Genomic DNA, 25221 nt, shown 5'->3' on the forward strand with positions numbered 1-25221 from the left:
TTTGGCTTTTTAAAGAGTGAATCAAACAAAAATCACTGAGATTAAGAGAGAAATGATTGGTGACGAACACAATAAAATGATCACAAATAGTACGATTATAAATTATTCAATTATAAATAAAATGAATGAAGGAGCTACGAAAATGAAATATCGGATCAACCCTAAAAATGGCGACAAGCTTTCAGCCCTGGGATTTGGCTGTATGCGCTTTGCCAAAGATGAACAAGAAGTGGAAAGGCAGATTATTTATGCCATTGAGCACGGGGTCAATTATTTTGATACCGCTTATATTTATCCCAAAAGCGAAGCAATATTGGGACGGGTGCTGGCAAAGGGCTATCGTGATCGGGTGAAGATTGCAACCAAAATGCCCCCATACTTAGTAAAAAAATATGAAGATTTGGATAAGCTTTTTGAGACCGAACTGGAGCGCTTGCAAACCAATCATATCGATTATTATTTTTTGCATATGCTGACGGATGTTAATATCTGGACACGACTGGTTAATCTGGGCATCCTTAAATGGATTGAGGAAAAGAAACAGGCGGGTCAGATTATTAATATTGGCTTTTCATACCACGGCGGCCGGGACGAATTCAAAAAGCTGATCGATATCTACGACTGGGAATTCTGCATGATCCAGTTTAACTTCCTTGACGAAAACAGGCAAGCAGGCAAAGAAGGGCTTAAATATGCGGCGGCCAAAGGGCTGCCGGTGATGATTATGGAACCTTTAAGAGGCGGGAAACTGGTCACTAATCTGCCCAAGGAGGTTTATAAGGTTTGGGACAAGGCTGATGTGAAGCGATCACCGGCGGAGTGGGCCTTTCGCTGGATCTGGAATCACCCGGAAGTCACGGTGGTTTTATCGGGAATGAATTCTCAGGCAATGGTTGAAGAAAATATCAACGTGGCTTCTCAGGCAGAAGCGAACGCCTTTACCGAGGCCGACTTTGATTTGTTTAACCAGGTTACTGACATCTTAAATCAAAAGATTAAAATCTCCTGTACCGGCTGCAATTATTGTATGCCATGTCCTATGGGGGTTGACATCCCGACCTGTTTTTCAACCTATAATGACCGTGAGATTGAAGGCAAAACAGCGGCACTTAGCAAATATATTATGCAAACCAGTGTAAAAAGCCAGACGAGTAATGCTTCCCGCTGTACGAAATGTGGCAAATGCGAGAGTCATTGCCCCCAGAATATAAAAATCAGAGACGAATTAACGACCGTCACCAAAGCGATGGAAGGTTTTTATTATAAGCCAACCCGATTTTTGATTAAGCGCTTTATGCGACTTTAGACCACCGCCTTACCGAGTAGCTTCCATGGAGGCGGTTGCGATGATATCAATCCCCAGGTCTAAAACATTGGTAATCACGGGTGCGCCACAACAAAGAACTTCTGTTACCACCACTTGATTAATGGCCGCCATAACACTAAAAATATGGTTTTTGGGAATAGCTCGGGCACTTCGCACCGGTAGCACCGGCATTTCGGCAAAGTTTGTCTTCACCGTTGTGCATAAGGTTCGGGTGGGGTTGGTCGCTTCGTTAATGGCAAATTCCTGGCCCCGTTTGCATTTTTGACCAGTGACACTAAATTCAGATTGCTCCTGGGTGACTGACAAGGTACAGCCATTGGGGCAAAGAAAACAGATCAACTCTTTCATGTCAGCTTACCTCCATTTCAAAAGATAGGATTGTGTTTGAAGTAAGGTTGAGCTTGGAAAAGTCGACTTCCAGACGTTCCATTTCCGGCGGACGCAAATGGGAGTAGCTTTTTCTAAAGACTTCTTGTTCATTGACTCTTACAATAACAGCACAGTGATGTAAAACCCGCTGACTTCGGAAATAGACAATGGTTTTTAGATCATCGTCTAGATTCAGTCGTTGCGGCACCAGGTAAGCAAAATTGGCATCTGTCTTTAAGGCGATTTCAGAACGCGGTTTGGGGCGATAGTTGGCCGCGAATGTTCCGGCCAGGTCACCGCTTTCGGAGACAAAGTCGACCAGATCGTTGACATGAAGAGCATTGCCGCAAGAAAAGACACCATCAACTGAGGTCATCAGTGCAGTATTGCAAATAGGCCCCTTGGTGCGAGGATCCAGTGCAACTCCCAGGCTTTCAGCCAATTCATTTTCGGGAATCAGACCAACAGAAAGAATCAGACCATCGCACGCAATTATTTCACTGGTGCCGCTGATCGGTTGCATGTTTTCGTCGACGGCACAGACTTCAACAGCGGTCAACCGTTCTTCGCCATAAACCCGGGTAACCGTTTTAGAAAGATGCAGGGGAATATCAAAATCATGGAGGCACTGATAAATGTTTCGGGTTAGTCCCGAAGGCGTCGGTTTGGCTTCGTAAACCCCTAATACGGTGGCGCCTTCCAGGGTCAAACGACGGGCCATAATTAAGCCGATATCGCCGCTGCCCAGGATTACACATTTTTTGGTCGGCATCTGGCCTAAAAGATTAATGTAATGCTGGGCCGTTCCGGCCGTGAATATCCCGGCCGGGCGGGTGCCATGAATGAAGACCTGCCGGGCGGTGCGTTCCCGGCAGCCGGTAGCAAGCACCAGAGATCGGGCCGCGATGGTGATCACGCCGGTTTCATTGACCGCCGTTAGCGTAAAGCCATCAGCTGTTTTTTTAATGCGGCTGACAAAGGTAGTGGTCAAAGCTTCAATCCCGGTTTGCTTAAAGGCGTTTATATCGCGGTCGGCATATTCCGGGCCGGTTAATGCTTCAGAAAAGCGAACCAGACCGAAGCCATCATGAATGCATTGTTTAAGAATCCCACCCAGACGGGGTTCACGTTCAATCAGTAGGGTTTGGGCACCGGCTCGATGGGCGGCTAAAGCGGCGGAAAGACCGGCTGGGCCGCCGCCGATGACGATCACATCAGTCTGTTTCATTGGGGTGCTCTTTTCGTTTGATGATAGAGGATCACAGAATTTTCACCGCTTTTTTTTACGGCGGATAGCGGGATATTAAAATGATCGGCAATGATGCGAGTGACCAGGGGGCCACAGAAGCCACCCTGGCAACGCCCCATCCCAGGGCGCAACCGTCGTTTGATGCCGTCCAGCGTTGGTACGGTCAGACTGCTGTTAAGGGCATCGATGATTTCACCTTTGCTGATCTCTTCGCAGCGACATACGATCATCCCATAGTCGGGGTTTTCACGAATTAAGCCATTTCGCTTTGAATCCTCCAGGGTATTAAGCCGTGGAGGAGCAATCCGAAGCGGATTAAAATCCGGATTCACCACCACCTTCATCGACTGACCAAGCATCTGGATACACCAACCGGCAATCTCCTCAGCGATGGCAGGGGCCGCGGTGACACCGGGGGATTGAATCCCGCCGGCATGAATGATGTTGTCGGTAAAGAGGCCTTTGCGCACGACAAAGTCTTCTTCATAGGTGGCCGCCCGAACTCCGGTAAAGTAGGCGATCACATCACTGGATTTAAGCTCCGTGGCAATTTGCTTTTGCATCTCCAGAATGCTGTTAACCTCGTCACCATGGGTTGCGGTATCTTCCCGGTCGGGGGTTTCAATGGCATTGGGGCCAATTAACATGTTGCCATGGATCGAGTGAATCAGTCCAACCCCTTTGGTATGGCTTTTGCCGGTAAACCCGTTAATCATCCGCTTAATGGGATTTTTGGGTAAGGCAGAGAGCTGGTGCGGCAGGATCGCAAACGGGGAGATGCCCATGCTGGACCGAACCATATAGCCGGATTTTTTGTCGGTAATGATATCGGTTCCACGGCGGGGATGGATGGTAAAGGTACGGTCACCGCCCATCTCAGCAATTTCATCGGCATAGACGCCAGCCGCATTGATAACGATCTGCGGATAAAGGCGGCCCTTGTTGGTATCCACATGGATAATCTGACGATTGCTTGTTTCCATACTGGTAACCTGGGTATTCAGGCTGATTCGGGCTTTGTTGGCAACGGCATTTTCAGCCAGAGCAATGGTCATTTCATAAGGACTGGTAATACCGCCAGTGGGCATGTACATTCCGCCGATCACAAAGTCCGGCAGGTGGGGTTCATGCTGCCGGAGGGCATCCCGTTTTAAATAGGTCACCCCGGAAATCCCCATGGCCCTTGCTTTTAATTTAAGAATCCAGACTAATATACGTTCCCAGTTTTTCACGCAAAGCATGACCTGACCCTTTTGCTCAAAGGGCACCGACAGTTGCTTGGAAAGCGCTGGATAGATCTGGTTTCCGCGGAGATTATAGCGGTGCTTCTGAGATTTTTTAGAAAAATTGACACCTACATGAACAACGCCGCCGTTGGCTCCGGTGGCACCGAGGGCGACATCGGCTTTTCTCTCTACCAGTAATATATCCAGCTGGTAGCGGGATAGTTCCCGGGCGATGGCGCAGCCCACGATTCCGCCACCAATGATCAGCACATCCGGCTTTTCGCCATTTAAACTTTGATCCTGAACTGTGGGAAGCGTTTTATTTTGTTTGAATCCCTTTAGACGGATGTCATTGATAACACCCAAATAGTTTTTTTTATCAACGGCCAGCTGACCAGCCTTGACGACAGTGTTCCAGTCATCAACGACCCCTCTTAGCACAATACAGCCCCGTTCTTCCGAAACTGTGATCCGGGGGGAGAGAGCTCTAATCTGCTTGCAGATTTTATTAAAATGGCGCATTTTTACAACTCCTTTGCTTAACATGGTTGGTTTTGTGGTAGCGATCATCTGCTTTGGTAGAGCGCTTCCAGAATTAACCGGGCACTTTTTTCGGCGGCCCGGCACCGTGCATGGGCTTCGTCAGGGGTGGCACCGCAAACCACCATGCCATGATTTTCCATCACACAGGCGCGGTTGTCTTTGATCGCCTTGACAACATTTACCGACAGTTGTTTGGAAGTGGGGAAGGCATATTCGGCTAGTTCCACATCGCCGCCCAGGCATTTGGCCAGTTCCGGGTTTGGGGGCACTATTTTTTGATGGGCGGCGGCAAAAACGCTGCAATAAACGGGGTGGGTATGGATGACGCAGTGGACATCCGGATGGCCTGCATAAAGGGCTGCATGAAGGGCCTTTTCACCGGTCGGTTTGATCTTTCCTTCGTATTTTAAGGTGTTCATTTCAACCCGTACCATGTCATAAGGTGTGAGCGTTAAATAGTCCATTCCGGATGGCGTGCACAGCATGTACTGTTGATCCAGTCGAATGGAGATATTACCCCAGGTCCCCTGAACCAGATTTTCCCGGGAAAGCAACTGCCCCAGATCAACCAGTTGATTCCTGAGGGTCAGCTCATGATTTGATAGGCTCCGCGAAAGATCAGAAGGCGTCTGATGGGAAAGCGATCCCGAAATTTTTGAATAGGAGAGCTCATAGCCCAGGTGCATGATCTGTGCCTCAAGCGGTTTTAATGTTTTGGCACCACCTAACATAATGGCCTGCAAATGAACCTGAGCCGCTTTTTCCATCAATAAGGTGACGATCAAGGCTTCATTAAGATTTTTCCCCACGGCGATAGCACCCTGCTCGTCGGGATCATTGCTTTTTATCAGACAACAGCGATTTTTCTTTAAAATACGGTTTATTTTTTTTAATTCATCTAAGGCACAAGTTTTCATCGTCAGGCCAATAATTTGAGCCATATCATCAAGTGCAGCAGGAATATCCTGCCCCATTTTAGCCGCTAGTGAACAAAACCGTGAATGGGTTAGAATAATGGCGTTTATTTTGCGGTCGGCAAGAAAAATTGAATAAGCCAGTTGATTATGGGTGATCAATTCATCCTGATTGATTAATCTAAAATGGTGATCATCACAATCATTTGAATAAACAGCGGGTACCGTCGCAAGAAAGGCATCATCAGAAATTCGCAGAGCCAGAAAGGCATTGCCCAGTTCAATGTTTGCTGATTTTAATTGGCTGATACAGGAATGAAGAACCTTTCGGGCGTTCTTTTCGTTACTCATTGAGGGCCGCTCTTATTTTCTCTTGAAGGATCAGCACCTCGCTGTCAATGTTCCAAACCCCAAGTCGCACAATTAAAAACGGTAACCGCCAGGGTGCAATTTCTGAGTCAGTCATTCCGGTTGTTTTTTGATATTCTTTTAGATATCGTTTACAAAGAAATTTTCGAACGGTTTCCAGAGCCATTGCTACCGCCTTATTAAGACCAGGAATCATTTCACCTTCGTTTAAGAGATAGAGGGTAGCCGCTACATCTGCCGCCGGGACGCCACGAGCAGCCGTCATCCAGTCGATGATCGTAGCAGACTGACGATCTGACATGATATTGTCCGGATGATAATCAAGATGCAAGATGGAATTTCCATCAGGGAGTTTCGCAAGTTTTACTAAAATGTTGTCTTTTTCCGTTTTGGTTAAGAAAGAAAGGGGTTGGGAATCGAGGGTAGTGATAACCATTTCATTATAACTACGGATAATATTGGTTTGGGTATTGTGCAACTGAGTTTGCAATTCTACCATCAGTTTGGGGACTCCAAAAGCAGTTGTGGGATAGGATCCCGCGAGGCTGATTAAGGGTTTGCCACTAACACTTTCAATGATCATCCCAGTTCGGTTTTTTATTTGAATCAACCCATAGCATTTTACCTTGGTGACACCTTTTTCATAGGCTTCGATGGTATTAATTTTTTCGTTTTCAATGAGGAATGGATCGACTTCGGCGTTAAAAAGTTTCAATAACTGTGAGCCTTCCCAGGCATAGATCTCTGAGGATCGACTAGTGAACAGCGGGGAATCAAGTCGCTCTGGGGGATAGTTGACAACACGCATAGCTTCGCTCTCCTTTAATGGATTATAAAACACCTTAAATATCACAAATGTGAATGCGGAGGTGTTTTATTAGTTTTCATTATATCTTTCTAGAATAGGAAATGTCAATGAAGGTGGAACAAGAAGCACAAATGTGAATACTTGACAAATCACAGGTGCGGTTATATTATGGGAACAACGCAATACCTAGCGAATAAGAGTAAGAGGAAATAAATGAAACTTAACGATGATCAGTTGCTGATTTTGCGTATCGCAAAATACTATTATCTTGATGGCTTAAGTCAACAGGAAATAGCCCAAAAAGAAAATATTCACCGTTCTCAAATTTCACGTATCCTTAAATTGGCACGGGAACTGGGATACGTTAAAATTCGCGTCAGCACCCCGGAAAGCTGTACGGCTGATGGATTAGGCAGTCAGATCCGCGAAATGTTGGGGCTAAAGGATGTTTTTGTAGCACCTTCGTTATCGAAACAGCCAGATCAATCTGAGGCGTTATACTTTTTTGCAGCTCGCCAACTCGAAGAGATCCTGCCGGAGTGTAAAAATATCGGCATTGGCTTAGGTAAAACGCTGTACCATGTGGCGGCTCAACTTACCAAAAAACGGGTGGATTAACCGCTTAAGTTTTTCTCGGTGGTGGGATCATCCGGCACCAATAACCCCTATTTGCAGCCCAGTGTCATTTTGGATAATTTCGCCAGGCATTTTGGTGGCAGCTGTCATTACAACACCTTTACCATTTGTCAAAAGCGAAGTATGATGTCATCATACGATTTGAAACGCTTTGACGAACTGAAACAAGCTTATGAAAAACTGGATACGGTTGTTTTATCAATTGCGGGCCCGATGAATATCAATTATCCGTATTTTGACGAATTTTCATTGTTTCGAAAAAAATTTGACATTACTCAGGCCTTATTCAGATCCCATGCCAATCTTTTGGGACATGTCATGTACGAAAACCATGAATCACTCCAATTACCGGAAGATTATTTTATGACAAGTATGGATTTATCAGTACTGGAACAAACCAAGAATGTCATCTGCATTGCCCATGGCAAAGAGAAGCTAGATCCGATTATCAGTGCCGCCAGACAGCATTATATCAAGGTTTTGATCACGGATGAAGCGACGGCCAAAGCACTCATTCAGAAATTACATTAAGACTGAGATGGTGGTGTAGTCACATAATGTATTTAAAATAACTAAGGAGAATTGATTATGAAAGTAGCCGTCTATAAAATAAACGCCTTTGCTAAAACAAGAGAAGGTGGCAATGCAGCCGGTGTTGTGAAAAATGCCGATACATTATCGGAGAAGGAAATGAGAAAAATTGCTGCAATTCTGGGATTTAGCGAAACCGCTTTTATATTGGGATCAGACGTAGCAGATTTTAAAGTGAGATTCTTTACACCAAGTGACGAGGTTGACTTATGCGGTCACGCAACGATTGCCACCTTCTATACAATGGCGAGTCTGGGATTGTTAAAACCAGGCAGGTATAAACAGGAGACTAAAGCCGGAATCCTGGGCATCGAAATTAAAGAAGATAAAACTGTTATGATGAGTCAACCGATTCCCGTGTTTTCGGAGATCATCGATAAAGATGAAATTGCCGATTCATTGAATATCAAAGCTTCACAAATGCCAGAAGATTTGTCAGCCCAAGTCGTATCAACAGGACTTCGGGATATTATGGTCCCCATAAAAAGTCTTAAGATTTTAAACGAAATAAAACCGGATATGGGGAAAATTAAGGCAATTAGCCAAAAATACAATGCCGTTGGGTATCATGTTTTTACCTTGGAATCCTTACATGGCGCTTACGCAAGTTGCAGAAACTTTGCTCCGCTTTATGATATTCCAGAAGAATCAGCAACCGGAACCTCAAATGGTGCACTTGGGTGCTACCTGTATCATTATGGAAAAATAAACAACGAGCAGGCATCGAACATTGTGTTTGAGCAAGGATATTCGATGAAAAAACCATCTGAAATACTGGTCTCGTTAACCGTTAAGAATAAGGAAATTCTCGAAGTTAAGGTGGGCGGGAGTGCAAAAAATTTAACTTTATCAGAAGTTGAGATATAAAAACATAACTAAGGGTATCTTTTATTTGTTCATGGCATGTGGAGACGGTTGTATTGATAGCACATAGATAACCCGTAGTTATACGGTTTTTATATACTTAACGCATTCTAAAACACCTGCTTTTATTTCTTCAAGTACACCAAAACCATTACCTAAATCAAGGTTTTCATTTAGCGGTGTTTTGATAATGTAGTCTACTTGGTTAGGATTATTATTTAGTGCGTAAGGTATTGTCTTGGCTCTTAGTTTTTCGTAATACGCACATTGTATTTTACGGTTATAGCCTGATACCCACACCTCAAAGCGAAAATCCTTGTGAATGAAAATGACCTGAATTTTCAAACCGCTCGCTCTCAATTCGTCATCGCTAAGCTGAAAATAGGCAAAATCCATATTATTTTCAACAATATGACCGGAAAAATCATACTCCGGTAGGGCTTTCTTAAGCTCAGTGCGCAAAAATCGAAAAAGCTTTATAAATTCCTGATATCCTTTTTGTAAATCAGTGGTTTTGATAAGTTCTTTATACTCACTGAGGTAATTTCTATTAAATTTCATCACCAATACCTCCAATTATTCGATAGTGAATTAGGTTGATTAAGGGTAAGCGTCAAATACAGCCCACATTGAAAAGCAGTCCAATTGATGAGATAATGTTCTCACAAAAGGACTGCTTTTTTATAGCGGTTATTCTTTATTGATAGTTGACCGGCATTCTTCCGGCAGTGTCTCAGACCAGGGCAACAAATGATCAAGGGATTGGTCACCGGTGATTGCGGTATTGGGCAATTGCGTAAGCAGGTAATCGAGATAGTAGAAGGGATTCAAACCGTTGAGTTTGGCAGTCACAACGATACTGTAGAGCGTTGCACTGGCTTTGGCACCATGGGGTGTTTTGCAGAAGAGAAAGTTTTTACGACCAACGACAAAATGTTTGATCGCCTGTTCAGCCAGATTGCTTGAGAGTTCACATTGACCATCGTGAAGAATATTGGTCAGCAGTTCCCAGTTGGACAGGCTGTAGGCAATGGCTTTTCCCAGTTTGCTTTTAGGTACCACCTGCGGCTCCATGGTTTTGAGCCATGATAAATAAGCCTCCATGACCGGCTTCAGTTCAAGGATGCGTTTTTCGTGTCGTTCTTCGGGCGTAAGCTCATCTTCTGCCCATTGCTTTTCCAGACGAAACATCTGTCTGAAAAAAATCAGGGCGTCATGGGCATGGGTGGATTCAATTTGGGCTTCTTTGGGCAACGCCTTGATTGCATCGGTATAATAGCGCCTGGCATGAGCGAGGCAACCGACCCGGGTTACGTTGTTCACCTTGTTGTACCCACCAAAATCATCCGTCTGCAAAAATCCGCTAAAATCCTTGAGGAATTCAGCGGCATGTCGACCAGCGCGGGAGGGCTGGTATTCATACAGGACAATGACTTTTCCATGCTTGCCGCTGCGATATACCCACATATAGGCTTTGCTGTCACAGGGTTTCCCATCTTTGGTCAGCACCTGCATGGGACTTTCATCGGCGATGATGAAGGTTTCTTCCATCAGCCTTTTTTTCATGACTTCATACAGGGGCTCAAGCCACCACTCACTGGCTTTAATGATCCAGTTGGCCATGTTCTGTTTTGACAGTTCAATCCCGAAATCACCAAAGATCCGTTCCTGTCGGGTAAGGGGCAGGGCGGCTGAATACTTCTGATACATCAGATAGGCAATCAGGCTTGGCGATGCAAAACTCCCGGGAATCACCGGAGCCGGCATGGGTGCCGTAATGATGGGGGTTTTGTCGGCGTTCTGCTCACAGTTACGGCAGGCATAGACTTTGCGCACATGTTCCACAACAACGACCTGAGCCGGGATGACTTTGAGTTCTTTGCGGATTTCTTCGGTCATTTCATGTAGCGGTGATTGACAGACTTCACAGATTTGCTCATCTTCAGACAATTGATAGACAATGCGTTCCACTGGCAGATCCGAAAAGCTCTCTTTATTCAGACCCCGTTTCTGTTTCCGTTTAACGACGATGGTCTCAAGAACCGGCTCGACCTGCTCCGGTCGAGCGGTGATTTCAGCTTCGTTGAAAAAAGACAACTGATCATCGGACACCGTCTCACTGGATTTCCCAAAGCGTCTGGCCGCATTGAGGCGAAACTGTTCTTCATACCATTTCAATTTGGTCTGGGCAATCTCCAGTTCATGGGCCAGTTTGGCATTTTCATTTTTCAGATCATCTACGGTGTCACTATTCTGTTTTTTCTGAGTTGTTTCCACGACTTCTTTCATGCCCTTATTATACCATGCGAAATCCGACAAAAAAAGCTTTATTTAGCCAATCCCAGGTCTTTTTTCTCAGATCATAATCCGTCCGGTGGCTTCGGTGTGGGCCGTTTTCTGCTCGACGGACATGCCATCGAGTAACCATCGAAAAGAGCGCTCTGAGATCGAAAGAGCCCCACAATGGCCGTTTTCCGGCCATTGAAAAGATCCTTTCTCCAACCGTTTGTAATGAATCCAGAAGCCATTGTGATCCCAGACCAGAATCTTAATCAGGTTCCTGCGTTTATTGCAGAAGGCAAAGAGATGGGTTGAAAATGGATCCATTTGCAGCACATGGGAAACAATCAGTGCCAGACCATCAATGCTTTTTCGCAGATCGGTGGCACCCAGTGCCAGATGGACCTGTTGGATGCACTATGTGTTAAGATAGTTGTCAGGTGATTGAATTTACTATATTATAGTAAATATATAAAAGGATAGGAGTATCACATGACACAATATAGCGATGAATTCAAAGAACATATTATACAGCAGATGTTGCCGCCGATCAGCAAATCAGTTCGTCAGCTGCATAATGAAACCGGTGTTTCAGAGCAGACACTTTTCAAGTGGAAGAAGCAGGCAAAAGCGTCCGGAATGGCAGCACCATCGGGAACAGGAACTTCAGAAGACTGGTCCAGTGAGGATAAATTTCTGATCGTCCTGGAAACAGCCCGTATGAATCAGGCTGAGCTGGCTGAATATAGCCGTGAAAAAGGCCTTTATGTTGAACAAATCGAAGCCTGGCGTGATGCCTGCATCAATGCCAATGGGAGTGTTGCCAATGAATCAAAGAGACTTAAAAAAGATCTAAGCGAATCAAAAAAACAGGTGACCCAACTCAATCGCGAACTGAAGCGAAAGGAAGCAGCATTGGCTGAAACAGCAGCATTACTGGTGCTCAGAAAAAAGGCACAAGCGATCTGGGGGGAGCCCGAGGACGAATGATCCCAACCTCAGATCGCAAAATCGCTGCTGCTTTAATCGAAGAAGCCATTCAAAACGGAGCCCGCCAATTTATGGCATGCCGTGAGCTGAATATCAGCGAACGTACTTTTTCACGCTGGAAAAATCCGGCAACACCGCTGGAAGATCAGCGTCCCGTTGCGATTCGGCCAACTCCCTCCAATAAACTGACACCAGCAGAACGGAAAGAGATAATAAAAGTCGTGAATTCGAAAAAATATCAGAGTCTGCCACCCAGTCAGATTGTTCCCCGTCTGGCAGATGAGGAGGGGCGCTATATTGCATCCGAATCTTCCATATACCGTGTGATGAAAGAAGCCGGCATGAATAATCATCGGGGTCGTTCATCAAAACCTCAGAAGCGCACGATCACAAGCCACAAAGCAACAGGGCCGAATCAGGTCTGGATGTGGGATATCACGTGGCTGCCGGGTCCGGTAAAGGGTTTTCACTATTATCTTTATCTGATTCTGGATCTTTACAGTCGAAAGATCGTTGGCTGGGAAATCTGGCCGGAAGAATCCGCACAAAATGCCAGCATACTTGTTCGAAAAGCAGCGCTTTCAGAAACGATTTCAACCGCTAAACAGCCGCTGGTTCTGCATTCCGATAACGGTAGTCCGATGAAAGGAGCTTCGTTGATGGAAACCCTTCAGAAACTGGGAATTGTTTCATCCAAAAGCAGACCGAGAGTCAGTAATGACAATCCCTATGCCGAATCCATCTTCAAAACCTGCAAATATCGCCCTGATTACCCTTACAAGGGCTTTAAATCAATCCCGGAAGCAAGACAATGGGTTCTGGAATTTACGCATTACTATAATTTTGAACACTGCCACAGTGGGCTTAATTTCCTGACCCCAAATCAGCGGCATACCGGAATGGATAAAGAGATTTTTTCAAACCGCACAGCTGTTTATGAGGCCGCACGGCAGAATAATCCAAACCGCTGGACTAAAAATATTCGCAAGTGGGCTCTGGAAAACGAAGTATGGTTAAATCCTGAAAAAGATGAATCAAATGAAACAAATGAAACCAATGAAACCAATAAGTCAGTCGGTTAATTCAAGAAAAACCGCCAACTATCTTGACAACTACCGGATGCTCAGTTGTGACATCATAACCGGTTAAGCGTCCGGATCAGACGGAGGAGAAACGTTTCATCATAGGTTGCAGGAATGGTTAAAACCATTCCTCTGATTGCCAGAGTAACCGTTGCCTTCATCCCGCTAGCCAAAGCGATATCGCCGTCCCTTTCTTCCGGTTGGATCAGAACTCGGGTGAATTCAAAGATCTCGCTGCTTTCAGCTGGCTCGCTCACGACCGCTTGATTGATATCCGAATCTTCATTCTTTAGACGTTGTCTCCAGTAACGGAAGTTATGATGATTGACCTGATTCGCTTCACACCATTTTTTCTGTGATATACCACTATGCTCTTGAACTTCTATACACCTGGACCATTTTTCACGGTTCATTTCTTTGTCGCTATTTAACATAAAAAAAATCACCTCCAGTTTTGTGATAAGGTGATTTTAGCAGAATTTATTCTGTTTGGGTAGGTGGGTTGTACTTGACGCTTACGATTAAGGGATCAGTGGGATCGATCCCCAGTTTATAAAAAGATTAAAATGTTCTTAATTACGGCCCTGAATAATCCAATGTCGCATTGTGATCAGTCGATTCACGTTTGACCTGATTCCAATCGGGAGCAACAAGGTGTTTTTAAACTTTGCATGATTAGTTTTAAACTATTATACTTCATTAAATGATAGAATTTCAACATTAAAGTTGAGTAATGATGAGAAGAAATCAAGGCATTGCCTGGGAAAGCACACAGTAAACCGCGGTATTATGATTGAACGTCGTCACAACGGGGTAGTAACAATGTATGATCAATAAAATGAGGAGGCCGAAATGGATAAAAATTTAAAGCCCCGGGTGATTGTCAGTAAATGTATCGGTTTTGATGCCTGTCGTTATAACGGGCAGACTCTTCCGGATAAGTTTGTTGAAAAACTCAAAGACTATGTGGAGTATTACCCGGTCTGTGCAGAGGTGGAAATTGGCTTGGGGGTTCCCCGAAATCCGATTCGGCTGGTGTTAGAAGAGGGCGAGACGGTTTTATATCAGCCCGCTACCGATACCGAATATACCCAGGAGATGATTGATTTCAGTGAGTCTTATTTTGATAAGATTCCGGAAGTGGATGGTTTTATCTTAAAAGGGCGATCGCCTTCCTGTGGTACCAAGGATGTTAAGGTCTATCTGGGCAAAACCAAGGTCGCCGGTTCGGTTAAAGGACAGGGCATCTTTGCGGCCCAGGCCTTTAAACACTATCCCCATGGGGCCATTGAAGAAGAGGGGCGCTTGACAAATTTCAGAATACGGGAGCATTTTCTGACGAAATTGTATACCATGTGCAGCTTTCGTCAGGTGCAAAAAATCGGAACCATGGCGGCTTTGGTTGAATTTCAGGCCAATAATAAATATTTGCTGATGGCTTATAGTCAAAAAGAGCAAAAAGTGTTAGGGCGGATTGTGGCAAACCACGAAAAATTAGCGACGAATCTGGTGATTGGCAGTTATAAAGAGGGCTTAGCCAGAGCCTTTTTTAGGATTCCCCGGTATCGGAATTACATCAATGTGATGATGCACATCTTTGGCTATTTTTCGGACTCCCTTTCAAGCGGCGAAAAGACCTTTATTCTGGACAGTTTTGACAAATACCGTAGCGGTAAAATTCCTTTAAGTGTTCCCCTTAATGTGCTTAAAACTTATGTAATTCGCTATAATGACGGTTATCTGCTGGATCAGACCATTTGGGCGCCCTTTCCAGAAGAACTGATGGATATCACTGATTCAGGAAAAATGGAGGACCTGGTAGGCCCTTGACCAGCCGAACGATATGAAACGTCCCCGCGTCATGGAAGGACGCGTAAAAAAGGAGAAAAAAATGATGATAAGCGAAAAACAAGGTAAAACCATGAGAAGGATATTTTTAGTTAGTCTGATTTTTGCATTGATCGCCATTTTAATGCCGGCCTCTGTTTTTGGTGCTGGTTCAGATGAGGCATCAGCGCTTGGGGTGGCTTATCGTGGGCATGTAGAAGATTATGGGGACTATCCCACGGACGGAACCTGGGTGAGTGAAGCAAAAAATCTGGGGACCACCGGTGAAGGCAAACGGATTGAAGGGTTTTGGATCAAGCTGGTCGGAACTGATCAATTGCCTGCTGGTGCCAGTATTCGATACAATGTCCATGTGCAAAACCAGGGCTGGCTCTCAGACACCGGTTTAGACACCGCCATCAATTGGATTGGAGACGGCGGCTTTGCTGGATCACAGGGAAAAGGCCAACGGGTTGAAGCCATTCAAATTATCCTGGTGGGCGAAGATGGTAAGCAATTACCCGGTTATACGGTCAGTTACAGTGTTCACGGACAGGATTATGGGTGGTCCCAAGGTTGGAAAAAAGACGGCGAAGTTGCCGGGGTCACGGGTCAGTCAAAACGGTTGGAATCGATTCGCATTAAAATTGAACGTGAAGGTGCGTCGACCGGAACACCGGTTGATGAGCATGGCAAATTATCAGTGGTCGGAACACAGCTCACCGACGAAAGCGGTCTTCCTTTTCAGATAAAAGGGGTTTCAACCCATGGTCTTTCCTGGTTTCCGGAATATGTTAATGCCGATGCCTTCCAAACCATGCGCGACGATTGGGGCATTAATGCAGTTCGACTGGCCATGTATACCGAAGGCTACAATGGCTATTGTGTGGGGGATGACAATAATCGGGCGCTGCTAAAAGAACGGGTGATCAATGGCGTTAATCTGGCGACGGATTTAGGCTTATACGTAATCATCGATTGGCATATTCTCAGTGACGGAAATCCGCTAACCCATCAGGCTGAGGCGATCGCTTTTTTTGACGAGATGGCAGCGCAATTTAAAAATAATAACAACGTAATTTATGAAATCTGCAACGAACCGAATGGTGGAACTACATGGAGTCAGATCAAACAATACGCTGAAACGGTGATTCCGGTGATCAAATCGCATAATCAGGACGCGATTGTGATTGTCGGCACACCAACCTGGTCCCAGGATGTGGATCAGGCTGCTGCCAACCCTATTTTGGGCTATTCCAATCTGATGTACGCCCTCCATTTTTATGCAGACACCCATCGGGACAGTCTTCGCAATAAGATGAGTGCCGCTATTGACAAGGGACTCCCCATCTTTGTCAGCGAATACGGTATTTGTGATTCCTCGGGAAGTGGCCCAATCAACGAAGGTGAAGCCAATCTGTGGATGGATCGATTAAACCAGTATGGTGTTAGTCATATCGCCTGGAATTTATCTAATAAAAACGAAACCTCGGCACTGATCCGCAGCGATATCAATAAAACTGGCAGTTGGCTGGAATCTGAACTTTCGATCTCAGGACAATGGCTGGTAAAAATGCTCGAAAAAACGCAATAAAAGCAGTTAACGGAATCAAAAAAGAGAGAGCTCACTCTCGTGAGATCTCTCCTAAGCTTCCGGTTATTCAGATGTGATTATTTTACCACGTTACCAACCAAAACCATAAGCTCTTCAAATAGATCGGGCTCCCAGGCGCTGCGGCCAATGAATAAGCCATCGACATTTTCAAGACGAGCGTAGTCGCCGGCATTGTTTTTATTGACGCTACCGCCAAATAGAAGCGGAATCTCTTGACCGATGGTGCCGTACAGGTCAATCAGAACGGTTCTTAAGTAATTATGGATTTCTTCAACATAGGACGTTTCCGCCGGGATCCCATTGACACCAATGGCCCAGACCGGTTCATAAGCAATCCAGAAATTAGAAATAGCATTAGCGGGCATATCCTTTAAGGCGATTTTTAATTGTTTAGCCAGCATTTCCTTAGATACCCCATAGTTTTTATCTGCCAGCTGTTCGCCAATGCAAATCAGTGGGATGAAGCCGTGTTTTAATGCGGCCAGGGCTTTCTGGTTGACGGCTTCATCGGTTTCGTTGAAATATTGTCGTCGTTCACTATGACCCAGCTCAATCACATCCAAACCGATTTCTTTTAGCATCACCGGGGAAATCTCGCCCGTAAATTGGCCAAAGTCTTCTTGATGCATGTTTTGGGCGCCCAGCTTCAGGGGGCTTTTTTGGGCATCAATAGTCTCTTTAATTTTCCAGAGGTGGGTATAGGAAGGGATGATAAAAAACTCAAACTGTGGATACTTCTCAATGATTGGCATTAGATTATTGGTGTATTGAATGCTTTCAGTCAGGGTTTTGTTCATCTTCCAATTCGTTCCCAGCAAAAACTTATTCATAAGTGACCTACTTCAGATAAGTTTTTTCAAGGCTACGCATCGTTTCAACTTTTTTAGTCGATCCGCCGCCCTGAAAATCACTTTTAAGCCATGCCTCGGCTACCATTTTAGCCAGCTCGGTGCCAATTACCCGGGCCCCCATCGTTAACACGTTGGCATCGTTGCTTTTAGCCAGTCGTTCGGCTGAATAAACATCGTGGCAGGTACCGGCAAAAACTCCGGGTACCTTATTGGCCATCATGGCAACGCCAAGTCCGGTGCCGCAAAAGATAAAACCCCGGTCATATTCCTTGTTTTTAATTGTTTCGGCCAGGTTAAAGGCAATTTCCGGATAATCGCAATCGTGGGTTGCAGAATACGTCAAATCAGTGATGTCGTAACCGGCTTTCTTTAAATAATTATAAATCTCGTCTTTAAAGTCAATGGCAGCATCGTCACAGTCAACAGCAATTTTCATGGCATGATCCTCCTGGATATTTAATTTTGGATATTTATTTTTAATTGTGTAAAAATAAGTTTTTTTAAGGTATTCTGGTAATGTATACGGTATCATTATTACACAGGTTTTCGGGTTTGTAAAGTATATATTCATCCGCTCCACGAAGAAATTAAGTAAAAATAGTTTGGAGAGATGTTGCCATGAGAGATAAACACAATGAGGAGAGGTTATGGAAAAAGCGCAAAGAATTATTATCAAGAATAAAAATGGTCTTCATACTCGAGTGGCTGCCATGGTCGCCAGACAGTCTCAAAAAATCGAAAAGATCTGGGACTGTCAGTTATATCTGAGACGGGTTAATGCGATTGATGGCGTGCCATGTAATTCGGTATTGCCTTTGGTATCCCTGAAAGTAAAGAACGGTGAAATGGTTGAAGTTTATAGTTCGAGTTCGGGAAGTGAGGAGGCTGTTTTTAAACTGGGGTCTTTTTTAAGCCAGACGGCGGAGTTGGAAGTGCCGGATACGGAAGCCATTGACAGCATCCTGCAGGAGAATACCCTGGCCAGTGAGAAGATTTTTGAGAGCATTAATAATGGCCTTATCGCCATGGACAGCAACGGGATCATTAACATCTTCAACCGCGCAGCAGAAGAAATTACTGGCATCAAAGCCGCGGATATTATTGGGAAAAAAGCCGATGAATGGGTGCCAGATTTTAATTTGAACAATTTACTCGCTTCAAAAAGAGAAAATCTTGGTTTAAAGCATAAAATTGGTAAAAAGTGGGTAATCACAAATAAGAGTCCTATTATTGTGGATGACGAGGTCATGGGTGGCGTTGTCGTTTTTCAGGACATCTCCCAGATTGAAGAGTTATCCTGGGAGCTTCATTCTGTTAAAGAATTAAAAGAAAAGCTCAATAATATCCTTGAAACCGTGGATGATGGGATCTGCATGATTAATCATCTTCGCGAAGTGACTTATGTCAATCATCCCTTTGTGAAGATGTTTAGAAAAGAAGGAACCCAGGTTTTATCCCGGAAAATACAGGATCTGTTTCCCAAAGAAAAATTCGGCGAGACTTTTTTTTCAGGGAAGGGCGAGTTGATTATCACCAATAAAGACAACCGCGAATTTATTATGACCGCCCGGCCAATTATTATTGAGAACAAGTTTCGTGGCAATGTGATTGTGGCCAGAGAGCTGACTGAGATTGCCAAGCTGGCTGACCGAATTGAGCTACTCTCTGAAAAAACCCGATTTCTTCAGGATGAACTGGCCAAAAAAGAAGCATTGAATTCTTCTTTTGACAATATTATTGGCAAAAGTGGGGCCTTGATTGAAAGCTTGACGGTGGCATCTAAGGCGGCTAGAACCGATGCAACAGTACTGATTCGAGGGGAAAGCGGCACCGGCAAAGAACTGGTGGCCCGGGCTATTCACCGGGCGGGGTCTCGAAGCAAAAAGCCCTTTGTGGGGATGAATTGCGCTGCTATCCCCTCAAACTTACTGGAAAGTGAACTCTTTGGTTATGAAAAAGGAGCCTTTACCGGTGCTTACAAGGAAAAAAGAGGGAAATTTGAAATTGCCAGCGGCGGAACTATTTTTCTTGATGAAATCGGCGACATGGACAAAGCGATGCAGGCCAAACTGCTGCGGGTGCTTCAGGAACAGGAGATTGAACGTATCGGTGGGGCCCATCCGATAAAAATTGATGTGCGGGTGATTGCCGCGACCAACAGTCCATTAGAAGAGATGATGAAAGAGGGCAGTTTCCGGCGGGATCTTTATTACCGGCTAAATGTCATTACCGTGATGCTGCCGCCACTACGCCAGCGTAAAGGCGATATTCCTTTGCTGGTGGAATGCTTTACTGAAAAAATCAGTAAAAAATATGATTTGCCTAATTGTGCCATTACCAAAACGGCTTTAAGCGCTTTGGAACAGTATCATTTTCCGGGAAATGTTCGGGAATTGGAAAATATGATAGAGGGTGGAATGACCCTGTCAAATACGGATTGGATTACCCTGGATGATTTGCCGGGTTATTTATGCGATGAAATGGGTTCGGTGGCGGCACTAAAAACCATACAATCATGGGATGGGGATAATCTCCCCACATTTGCCGAGATGGAGCGGGAGTTGATTGCCAGAGCCCTGGAGAAACACGGCAGTTATCGTCAGGCTGGTTTGGCATTGGGACTGGATCATAAGACCATTTCAGCCAAAGTCCGGAAATATCAACTCGATTAGTCTTTAACGTCTTGACAGTTGGCACGAATATTGCGATCATATAAGATCAGGTAACACAGAAAAGAGTGGGAGGAAGCGAATGACAGGTGTAATTATCGTATCGCACAGTGAGAAGTTGGCCGAGGGACTAAGAGACATCGTTATGGAAATGAACGATGGCAGTGTCGAAGTAATAGCTGCCGGTGGAGCTGACGATGGTCGGATTGGTACCAATACAACAAAGATAAAAAATGCCATCGAAGCCCTGGCCAAACGGGACCAGATCCTGATTTTTGTGGATTTGGGATCGGCCGTGATCTGTAGTGAAACCGCCATTGAATTATTGGAGGATGAAGAACTTGAGAAAAAGGTGCACATTGTCGATGCACCGTTGGTTGAAGGGGTTATCGGTGGGGTGATTCAGGCCACCATTTGCAATGATCTGGAAAAAATTATTGCTACCGCCAAAGAAGGTGCAAGCCTGAAAAAGGTTCATTAACAGGCCTATTGATTGGGAAATTTTCCCCAAACGGGGAAAAAATACCCATTATATAGAAAAAGTAATTTGTAATTGGCTTTATGAGTGGATTTCACTCTGGCATGGTTCTTGCGTTAGGTAAACGTATACAAAAATAATTTCAGGAGGAAGAAATGAAACGATTAATCAATGATCCCTATGATGTAGTTGAAGAAATGTTGGAAGGCTATGTGGCTGCCCACAAAGATCATGTGGTTCTGGATCCGGCATCTGAAGCCCAGGGTCGGGTAGTTGTCAGCAAAACAGCGAAACAAAAAGACAAGGTTGGGGTGATCATCGGCGGCGGATCTGGACATGAACCCTTATTCCTGGGATATGTGGGAAAAGGATTTGCAGATGCGGCAGTTATAGGAAATATTAATACCTCACCATCTCCAGACCCCTGTTATGCTTCGGTAAAAGCAGTGGATACTGGCAAAGGTTGCATCTATCTTTATGGAAACTATGCCGGCGATGTGATGAATTTTGATATGGGTGCTGAGAAAGCTGACGAAGAAGACAGCATCCGAGTCGAAACCGTGCTTGTTACCGATGATGTCATTTCTTCTGAAAATATTGAAGATCGTCGCGGGATCGCTGGAGATTTCTTCGTTTTTAAAGCTGCCGGAGCAAAAGCTGAAATGGGCGGCGATTTGGATGCAGTTGTGGCAGCGGCAAAAAAATGCAACGATGTCACCCGGACCATGGGTGTGGCCATGTCCTCAGCGACGCTGCCGTCAAAAGGCGGTCCTATTTTTGAAATGGAAGATGGCGATATGGAAATCGGTATGGGTATTCATGGCGAACCAGGGGTACGACGTGGCAAAATTGAGCCTGCGGACAAGGTCATCGACCAGATCATGGCACCGATTCTTGCGGATCTTCCCTACGAAAGCGGTGATGAAGTTTATGTTCTGGTCAACAGCCTGGGTGCGACACCACTGATGGATTTACATATCTGTTTCCGTCGGGTTGCCGAGATTTTGGCAGAAAAAGGCATTACGGTTTATAAATCACTAATTGGTTCCTTTGCCTCATCGATGGATATGGCGGGTATGTCGGTGACCCTGGTAAAATTGGACGACGAAATGAAAGAGCTCCTCGATTATCCCTGTGATACCCCTTATTTTAAACAGTTTTAGTTACCAAAGAAAATAACAAAGATAGCAAAAACTAATCGGGTTGATGGGAAACCATCAGCCCTTTAATTCATTGTCAGGAGAAACGTTATGAGCGATTATATTTTAAATAAAGACTATTTTATTGAGGTGATCGATGACCTCATTGTTTTGGCGGAAGAAAAGAAGGATTATTTTTCGGAGTTAGATTCAGCCATCGGCGACGGCGACCATGGTATGAATATGAGTATCGGTTTTCGGGAAGTCAGTAAAAATTTGGACTCCTGGAAAGGCGAAGACATCAACACGCTTTTCAAAAATGTGGGGACGGCCTTGTTGGATAAGGTTGGTGGAGCATCGGGTCCGCTTTATGGTGGCTTTTTTTCAAAATTTGGCGTGCCGGCCAAGGGCAAAGAAGAAGTGAACTTTGACGAATTCATCGAAATGATGGAGGCTGGGGTTGCCATTATCGAAAAACGGGGAAAAGCAGTCGTTGGCGACAAAACCATGGTTGACACCTTGAGGCCAGCGGTAAATGCACTAAGAGTCGCGTACGTTGAAGAAAAAATGGCACCTAAAGATGCCATGAAAAAAGCCCTGGAAGTGGGTTCTGCCGGCTCCGATTCAACGATCCCGATCATTGCCAAAAAAGGTCGGGCGATGCGTTTAGGCGAACGGGCTATCGGTCATCGTGATCCAGGATCAGCCTCCAGTGCCGCTATTCTTGAGATTTTCTATAAACGGATGCCGTAACTAAAGAATTGCGATAAAGCGACAAAATGATGTCCGCACATGACAGCGAGCATGTCACACCGGGGTTTCCGGTAGTTATAGCTTGAAGGTGCGGACTTTTTTTAGGCGATATAAGGGTTGGAATAAAGTCGTCGTGACAGACGGGAGAGCATAAATTTTGGTATAAAATGATGCAAAGGACTAGCAATGCACAGTGATAAAGTGTATAATAGGCTCAGATTATATTAGGAAAAGAGGACAAAAAGGAATGAAAAAAAGAAGTATATTTGGTCTGATGCTTGTTGTTGTTCTGGTCGCTGGTTTATTCGCAGGATGCAGCAGTAACACTGCAAAAACAGAAACCAACGCCAATAATGACGATAAAACCTTTGTTGTTGGTTTGGATGATTCCTTTCCACCAATGGGTTTTAGAGATGATAAGAACGAAATTGTTGGTTTTGATGTGGATTTAGCCAAAGAAGTTGGAAAACGGATGGGAATGGAAGTAGAACTTCAACCGATTAACTGGGACACAAAAGAGCTGGAACTGGATTCCGGTAATATCGATGTGATCTGGAACGGTTTAACCATAACCGATGAACGAAAAAATGCCATGGACTTTACCGTCCCCTACCTGGAAAACGATCAGGTTATTGTGGTGAAAAAAGACTCGGCAATTAAGACCAAAGCTGATCTGGCTGGAAAAAACATCGGCGTCCAAAAAGGTTCTTCAGCCTATGATGCTTTCACTGCTGACCCAATCAGCAAGGAGGCCGCAGCCTTAAATGAATATCCTGAAAATGTATCCGCCCTCAGCGATTTGTCAATCGGCCGTGTGGATGCAGTCATTGTTGACTCGATTGTGGCCCGCTACTACATTACCTCTGAAAGTGCGGAATTTGTTATTTTAAGCGAAAGCTTATCGCCAGAACTATATGGTGTTGGGATCAAAAAAGGCAATACCGAATTATTGACCCAGATCCAGGATGCCATGGATGCGATGGTTGCCGACGGAACGGCAGCTACCATCTCAACGAAATGGTTTGGTGAAGACATCATTTACAAACCATAACTTAAGAAAACAACCAGTTTCTAGAAATCGGATAGTTTCTATCCGATTTTTTTATGACTTTTACGATTAATATCATTTCATTCCTCAGGAGATTAAAATGCCAGAATTTTTTATCTATTTATCAAATATTACCATACCGATGTTGCAGGGGATGGTGATTACCCTCAGTGTTTTTGCTGTCACCATTGTCTGTTCGATCCCACTGGGTTTTTTGTTTACCTTATTGGCACGCAGCAAGGTGAAATTGGTTAAGTCATTTGCGAAGGGTTATATTTATGTGGTCCGCGGAACCCCTTTGTTGCTACAAATCATGTTTGTTTATTTTGGTCTGCCGCTACTACCGGTGGTGGGGAAGCATCTTGTTTTTGGTCGCTTTATGGCAGCTTGTATTGCCTTTTGCATGAATTATGCGGCTTATTTTGCCGAAATATTCCGGGGTGGTTTACTGGCTATTGACAAAGGTCAGTATGAAGCGGCCAAAGTCTTAGGCCTCACAAAAATAGAAACCATGATCCGGGTGGTGATTCCCCAGATGATTCGGGTCTGTTTGCCAGCGGTTAGTAATGAAACCATAACCCTGGTAAAAGATACGGCGCTGGTCACCGTTATCGGGGTGGCGGAGATTTTGCATTATGCCAAAACGGCCGTTAATCGCGACAGCGATACCTTTGCCTTTTTTGTAGCAGCGGTTTTATACCTGTTGATTAATTTTGTGATTACATTGGTATTTAAACGGCTTGAAACCAAATATGAGTTTTAGAGGAAGCATATGGAAATTATAAAAGTCAATCAACTTAATAAAAGTTTTGGAGACAATCATGTCTTAAAAGATATCTCGTTTGAAGTGAAGAAGGGCGATGTGATGGCCATCATCGGATCATCGGGATCGGGGAAATCGACCCTGCTCCGGTGCCTGATCGATTTAGAAAAGGCTGACAGCGGTGATATCATTATGGAAGGTAAACCGTTGTTAAAGGATGGCGTTTACCCCAGCCCCCCAGAGATTCGGGCGATTATCATGAAAATGGGAATGGTTTTTCAGCATTTTAATCTGTTTCCTCATCTCACCGTTCGTCAAAATCTGGAGTTGGCGCCCAAGGTGGTCAAAAAAGAAGAAGCAGTAGCAATGAACCAGCGCTGTGAAGCTTATCTAAATAAGGTCGGCTTGCTGGAACGGATTGATGCCATGCCATCGACTTTGTCCGGGGGCGAAAAGCAACGGGTGGCCATTGCCCGGGCGCTAATGATGAATCCCGATATTTTGCTCTTTGATGAGCCCACATCAGCGCTCGATCCGGAACTGACTGGTGAGGTGCTGAGTGTCATGCAAAGCCTAGCCAATGAGCACATGACCATGGTGGTGGTAACCCACGAGATGAGTTTTGCCCGGGAAGTTGCCAACAAGGTTGTCTTTATGGACTCGGGAACGATCCTTGAAGAAGGCTCGCCGGAAGACATCTTCATCCACCCTAAAGAAAAAAGAACGCAAGAATTTTTAAGTAGCGTTTTGAGAGATCAGAAAAAGAAGGTTCCTAAAAAATACCGGCTAAAAAAGTATTGCTGAGTAAAAACCGCAGGGCGAAAGAATAA

At 44.8% G+C, this 25221-nt stretch carries 24 protein-coding genes and 1 pseudogene; 14 read left to right on the top strand and 11 right to left on the bottom strand.

Annotated features, from left to right (window positions below; translation table 11 throughout):
* Window positions 1–142 precede the first annotated feature (142 nt).
* A complete protein-coding gene (locus DOZ58_RS15295; RefSeq protein WP_111889796.1) occupies window positions 143–1306 on the top strand; it encodes an aldo/keto reductase in 1164 nt (387 codons plus the stop codon).
* 9 nt (window positions 1307–1315) lie between these two features.
* On the opposite strand, the gene DOZ58_RS15300 is transcribed toward DOZ58_RS15295, so the two are convergent.
* Genes DOZ58_RS15300 through DOZ58_RS15320 form a run of 5 tightly spaced genes read right to left on the bottom strand, consistent with a single transcriptional unit; the run spans window position 1316 to window position 6805 of the window.
* Window positions 1316–1675: a DUF1667 domain-containing protein gene (locus DOZ58_RS15300; RefSeq protein ID WP_111889092.1), complete on the bottom strand. Its 360-nt coding sequence runs from the start codon at window positions 1673–1675 to the stop codon at window positions 1316–1318.
* A gap of 1 nt (window position 1676) precedes the next feature.
* Entirely contained in the window at window positions 1677–2924 is a 1248-nt protein-coding gene (locus DOZ58_RS15305; RefSeq protein ID WP_111889093.1) for an NAD(P)/FAD-dependent oxidoreductase, read from the bottom strand.
* Window positions 2921–4717 carry an FAD-dependent oxidoreductase gene (locus DOZ58_RS15310; RefSeq protein WP_204355423.1) on the bottom strand — a complete coding sequence of 599 codons (1797 nt, stop codon included), beginning with the start codon at window positions 4715–4717 and terminating at the stop codon, window positions 2921–2923. Before DOZ58_RS15310 ends, DOZ58_RS15305 begins: the two co-directional genes overlap by 4 nt.
* A gap of 20 nt (window positions 4718–4737) precedes the next feature.
* Window positions 4738–5979 (bottom strand): class II aldolase/adducin family protein, encoded by a 1242-nt coding sequence (locus DOZ58_RS15315; RefSeq protein ID WP_111889095.1) that lies wholly within the window; start codon window positions 5977–5979, stop codon window positions 4738–4740.
* Window positions 5972–6805, bottom strand: a complete 834-nt coding sequence (locus DOZ58_RS15320; protein WP_111889096.1) for a phosphotransferase — start codon at window positions 6803–6805, stop codon at window positions 5972–5974. The genes DOZ58_RS15315 and DOZ58_RS15320 overlap by 8 nt, the downstream gene beginning before the upstream one ends.
* A gap of 213 nt (window positions 6806–7018) precedes the next feature.
* Here DOZ58_RS15320 and DOZ58_RS19000 point away from each other — a divergent pair.
* Window positions 7019–7972: pseudogene (locus DOZ58_RS19000) on the top strand (sugar-binding transcriptional regulator).
* A 57-nt stretch (window positions 7973–8029) separates the two neighbouring features.
* Window positions 8030–8899: a PhzF family phenazine biosynthesis protein gene (locus tag DOZ58_RS15335; RefSeq protein WP_111889099.1), complete on the top strand. Its 870-nt coding sequence runs from the start codon at window positions 8030–8032 to the stop codon at window positions 8897–8899.
* Between the two features lie 78 nt (window positions 8900–8977).
* Here DOZ58_RS15335 and DOZ58_RS15340 read toward each other — a convergent pair whose 3' ends face one another.
* The 3 genes from DOZ58_RS15340 to tnpB all read right to left on the bottom strand — a co-directional run bounded on the left by DOZ58_RS15340 (window position 8978) and on the right by tnpB (window position 11554).
* Window positions 8978–9457: a hypothetical protein gene (locus tag DOZ58_RS15340; RefSeq protein WP_111889100.1), complete on the bottom strand. Its 480-nt coding sequence runs from the start codon at window positions 9455–9457 to the stop codon at window positions 8978–8980.
* 129 nt (window positions 9458–9586) lie between these two features.
* The gene (locus DOZ58_RS15345; RefSeq protein ID WP_111889101.1) at window positions 9587–11185 is read right to left on the bottom strand and encodes an IS66 family transposase; all 1599 of its coding nucleotides are present in this window, start codon (window positions 11183–11185) and stop codon (window positions 9587–9589) included.
* A gap of 66 nt (window positions 11186–11251) precedes the next feature.
* Window positions 11252–11554: an IS66 family insertion sequence element accessory protein TnpB gene (gene tnpB, locus DOZ58_RS15350; RefSeq protein WP_371414210.1), complete on the bottom strand. Its 303-nt coding sequence runs from the start codon at window positions 11552–11554 to the stop codon at window positions 11252–11254.
* A gap of 114 nt (window positions 11555–11668) precedes the next feature.
* Between tnpB and DOZ58_RS15355 the strand changes: the two genes are divergently transcribed.
* Together DOZ58_RS15355 and DOZ58_RS15360 are read left to right on the top strand one after the other, a co-directional pair.
* Window positions 11669–12166, top strand: coding sequence for a transposase (locus tag DOZ58_RS15355; protein ID WP_111887542.1), 498 nt, complete (start codon window positions 11669–11671; stop codon window positions 12164–12166).
* On the top strand, window positions 12163–13248 hold the full coding sequence (locus DOZ58_RS15360; protein ID WP_111887543.1) for an IS3 family transposase: 1086 nt from the start codon (window positions 12163–12165) through the stop codon (window positions 13246–13248). The genes DOZ58_RS15355 and DOZ58_RS15360 overlap by 4 nt, the downstream gene beginning before the upstream one ends.
* 53 nt (window positions 13249–13301) lie before the next feature.
* On the opposite strand, the gene DOZ58_RS15365 is transcribed toward DOZ58_RS15360, so the two are convergent.
* Window positions 13302–13682, bottom strand: a complete 381-nt coding sequence (locus DOZ58_RS15365; protein ID WP_111889103.1) for a hypothetical protein — start codon at window positions 13680–13682, stop codon at window positions 13302–13304.
* Window positions 13683–14100: 418 nt separating this feature from the next.
* Here DOZ58_RS15365 and DOZ58_RS15370 point away from each other — a divergent pair, with 418 nt between their 5' ends.
* Together DOZ58_RS15370 and DOZ58_RS15375 are read left to right on the top strand one after the other, a co-directional pair.
* Entirely contained in the window at window positions 14101–15078 is a 978-nt protein-coding gene (locus DOZ58_RS15370) for a DUF523 and DUF1722 domain-containing protein (RefSeq protein WP_111889104.1), read from the top strand.
* 61 nt (window positions 15079–15139) lie between these two features.
* A complete protein-coding gene (locus DOZ58_RS15375; protein WP_162624547.1) occupies window positions 15140–16669 on the top strand; it encodes a cellulase family glycosylhydrolase in 1530 nt (509 codons plus the stop codon).
* 77 nt (window positions 16670–16746) lie between these two features.
* Here DOZ58_RS15375 and DOZ58_RS15380 read toward each other — a convergent pair whose 3' ends face one another.
* Complete coding sequence (locus DOZ58_RS15380) at window positions 16747–17520, bottom strand: triose-phosphate isomerase (protein ID WP_111889106.1); 774 nt, start codon at window positions 17518–17520, stop codon at window positions 16747–16749.
* A 7-nt stretch (window positions 17521–17527) separates the two neighbouring features.
* Window positions 17528–17977, bottom strand: coding sequence for an RpiB/LacA/LacB family sugar-phosphate isomerase (locus DOZ58_RS15385; RefSeq protein WP_111889107.1), 450 nt, complete (start codon window positions 17975–17977; stop codon window positions 17528–17530).
* Between the two features lie 211 nt (window positions 17978–18188).
* Here DOZ58_RS15385 and DOZ58_RS15390 point away from each other — a divergent pair, with 211 nt between their 5' ends.
* From DOZ58_RS15390 to DOZ58_RS15420, 7 genes are all read left to right on the top strand, one after another.
* Entirely contained in the window at window positions 18189–20213 is a 2025-nt protein-coding gene (locus DOZ58_RS15390; protein ID WP_111889108.1) for a sigma 54-interacting transcriptional regulator, read from the top strand.
* A 79-nt stretch (window positions 20214–20292) separates the two neighbouring features.
* On the top strand, window positions 20293–20691 hold the full coding sequence (gene dhaM / locus DOZ58_RS15395; RefSeq protein ID WP_111889109.1) for a dihydroxyacetone kinase phosphoryl donor subunit DhaM: 399 nt from the start codon (window positions 20293–20295) through the stop codon (window positions 20689–20691).
* Between the two features lie 152 nt (window positions 20692–20843).
* Window positions 20844–21851, top strand: a complete 1008-nt coding sequence (locus tag DOZ58_RS15400; protein ID WP_111889110.1) for a dihydroxyacetone kinase subunit DhaK — start codon at window positions 20844–20846, stop codon at window positions 21849–21851.
* A gap of 87 nt (window positions 21852–21938) precedes the next feature.
* Window positions 21939–22580 (top strand): dihydroxyacetone kinase subunit DhaL, encoded by a 642-nt coding sequence (gene dhaL / locus DOZ58_RS15405; protein ID WP_111889111.1) that lies wholly within the window; start codon window positions 21939–21941, stop codon window positions 22578–22580.
* A 247-nt stretch (window positions 22581–22827) separates the two neighbouring features.
* Window positions 22828–23631, top strand: coding sequence for an amino acid ABC transporter substrate-binding protein (locus DOZ58_RS15410; protein WP_111889112.1), 804 nt, complete (start codon window positions 22828–22830; stop codon window positions 23629–23631).
* A 97-nt stretch (window positions 23632–23728) separates the two neighbouring features.
* On the top strand, window positions 23729–24391 hold the full coding sequence (locus DOZ58_RS15415) for an amino acid ABC transporter permease (RefSeq protein ID WP_111889113.1): 663 nt from the start codon (window positions 23729–23731) through the stop codon (window positions 24389–24391).
* 9 nt (window positions 24392–24400) lie between these two features.
* Window positions 24401–25195: an amino acid ABC transporter ATP-binding protein gene (locus DOZ58_RS15420; protein ID WP_111889114.1), complete on the top strand. Its 795-nt coding sequence runs from the start codon at window positions 24401–24403 to the stop codon at window positions 25193–25195.
* Window positions 25196–25221 lie beyond the last annotated feature (26 nt).

Source organism: Acetobacterium sp. KB-1, assembly GCF_003260995.1.
GTDB classification, from domain to species: Bacteria; Bacillota; Clostridia; order Eubacteriales; family Eubacteriaceae; genus Acetobacterium; species Acetobacterium carbinolicum.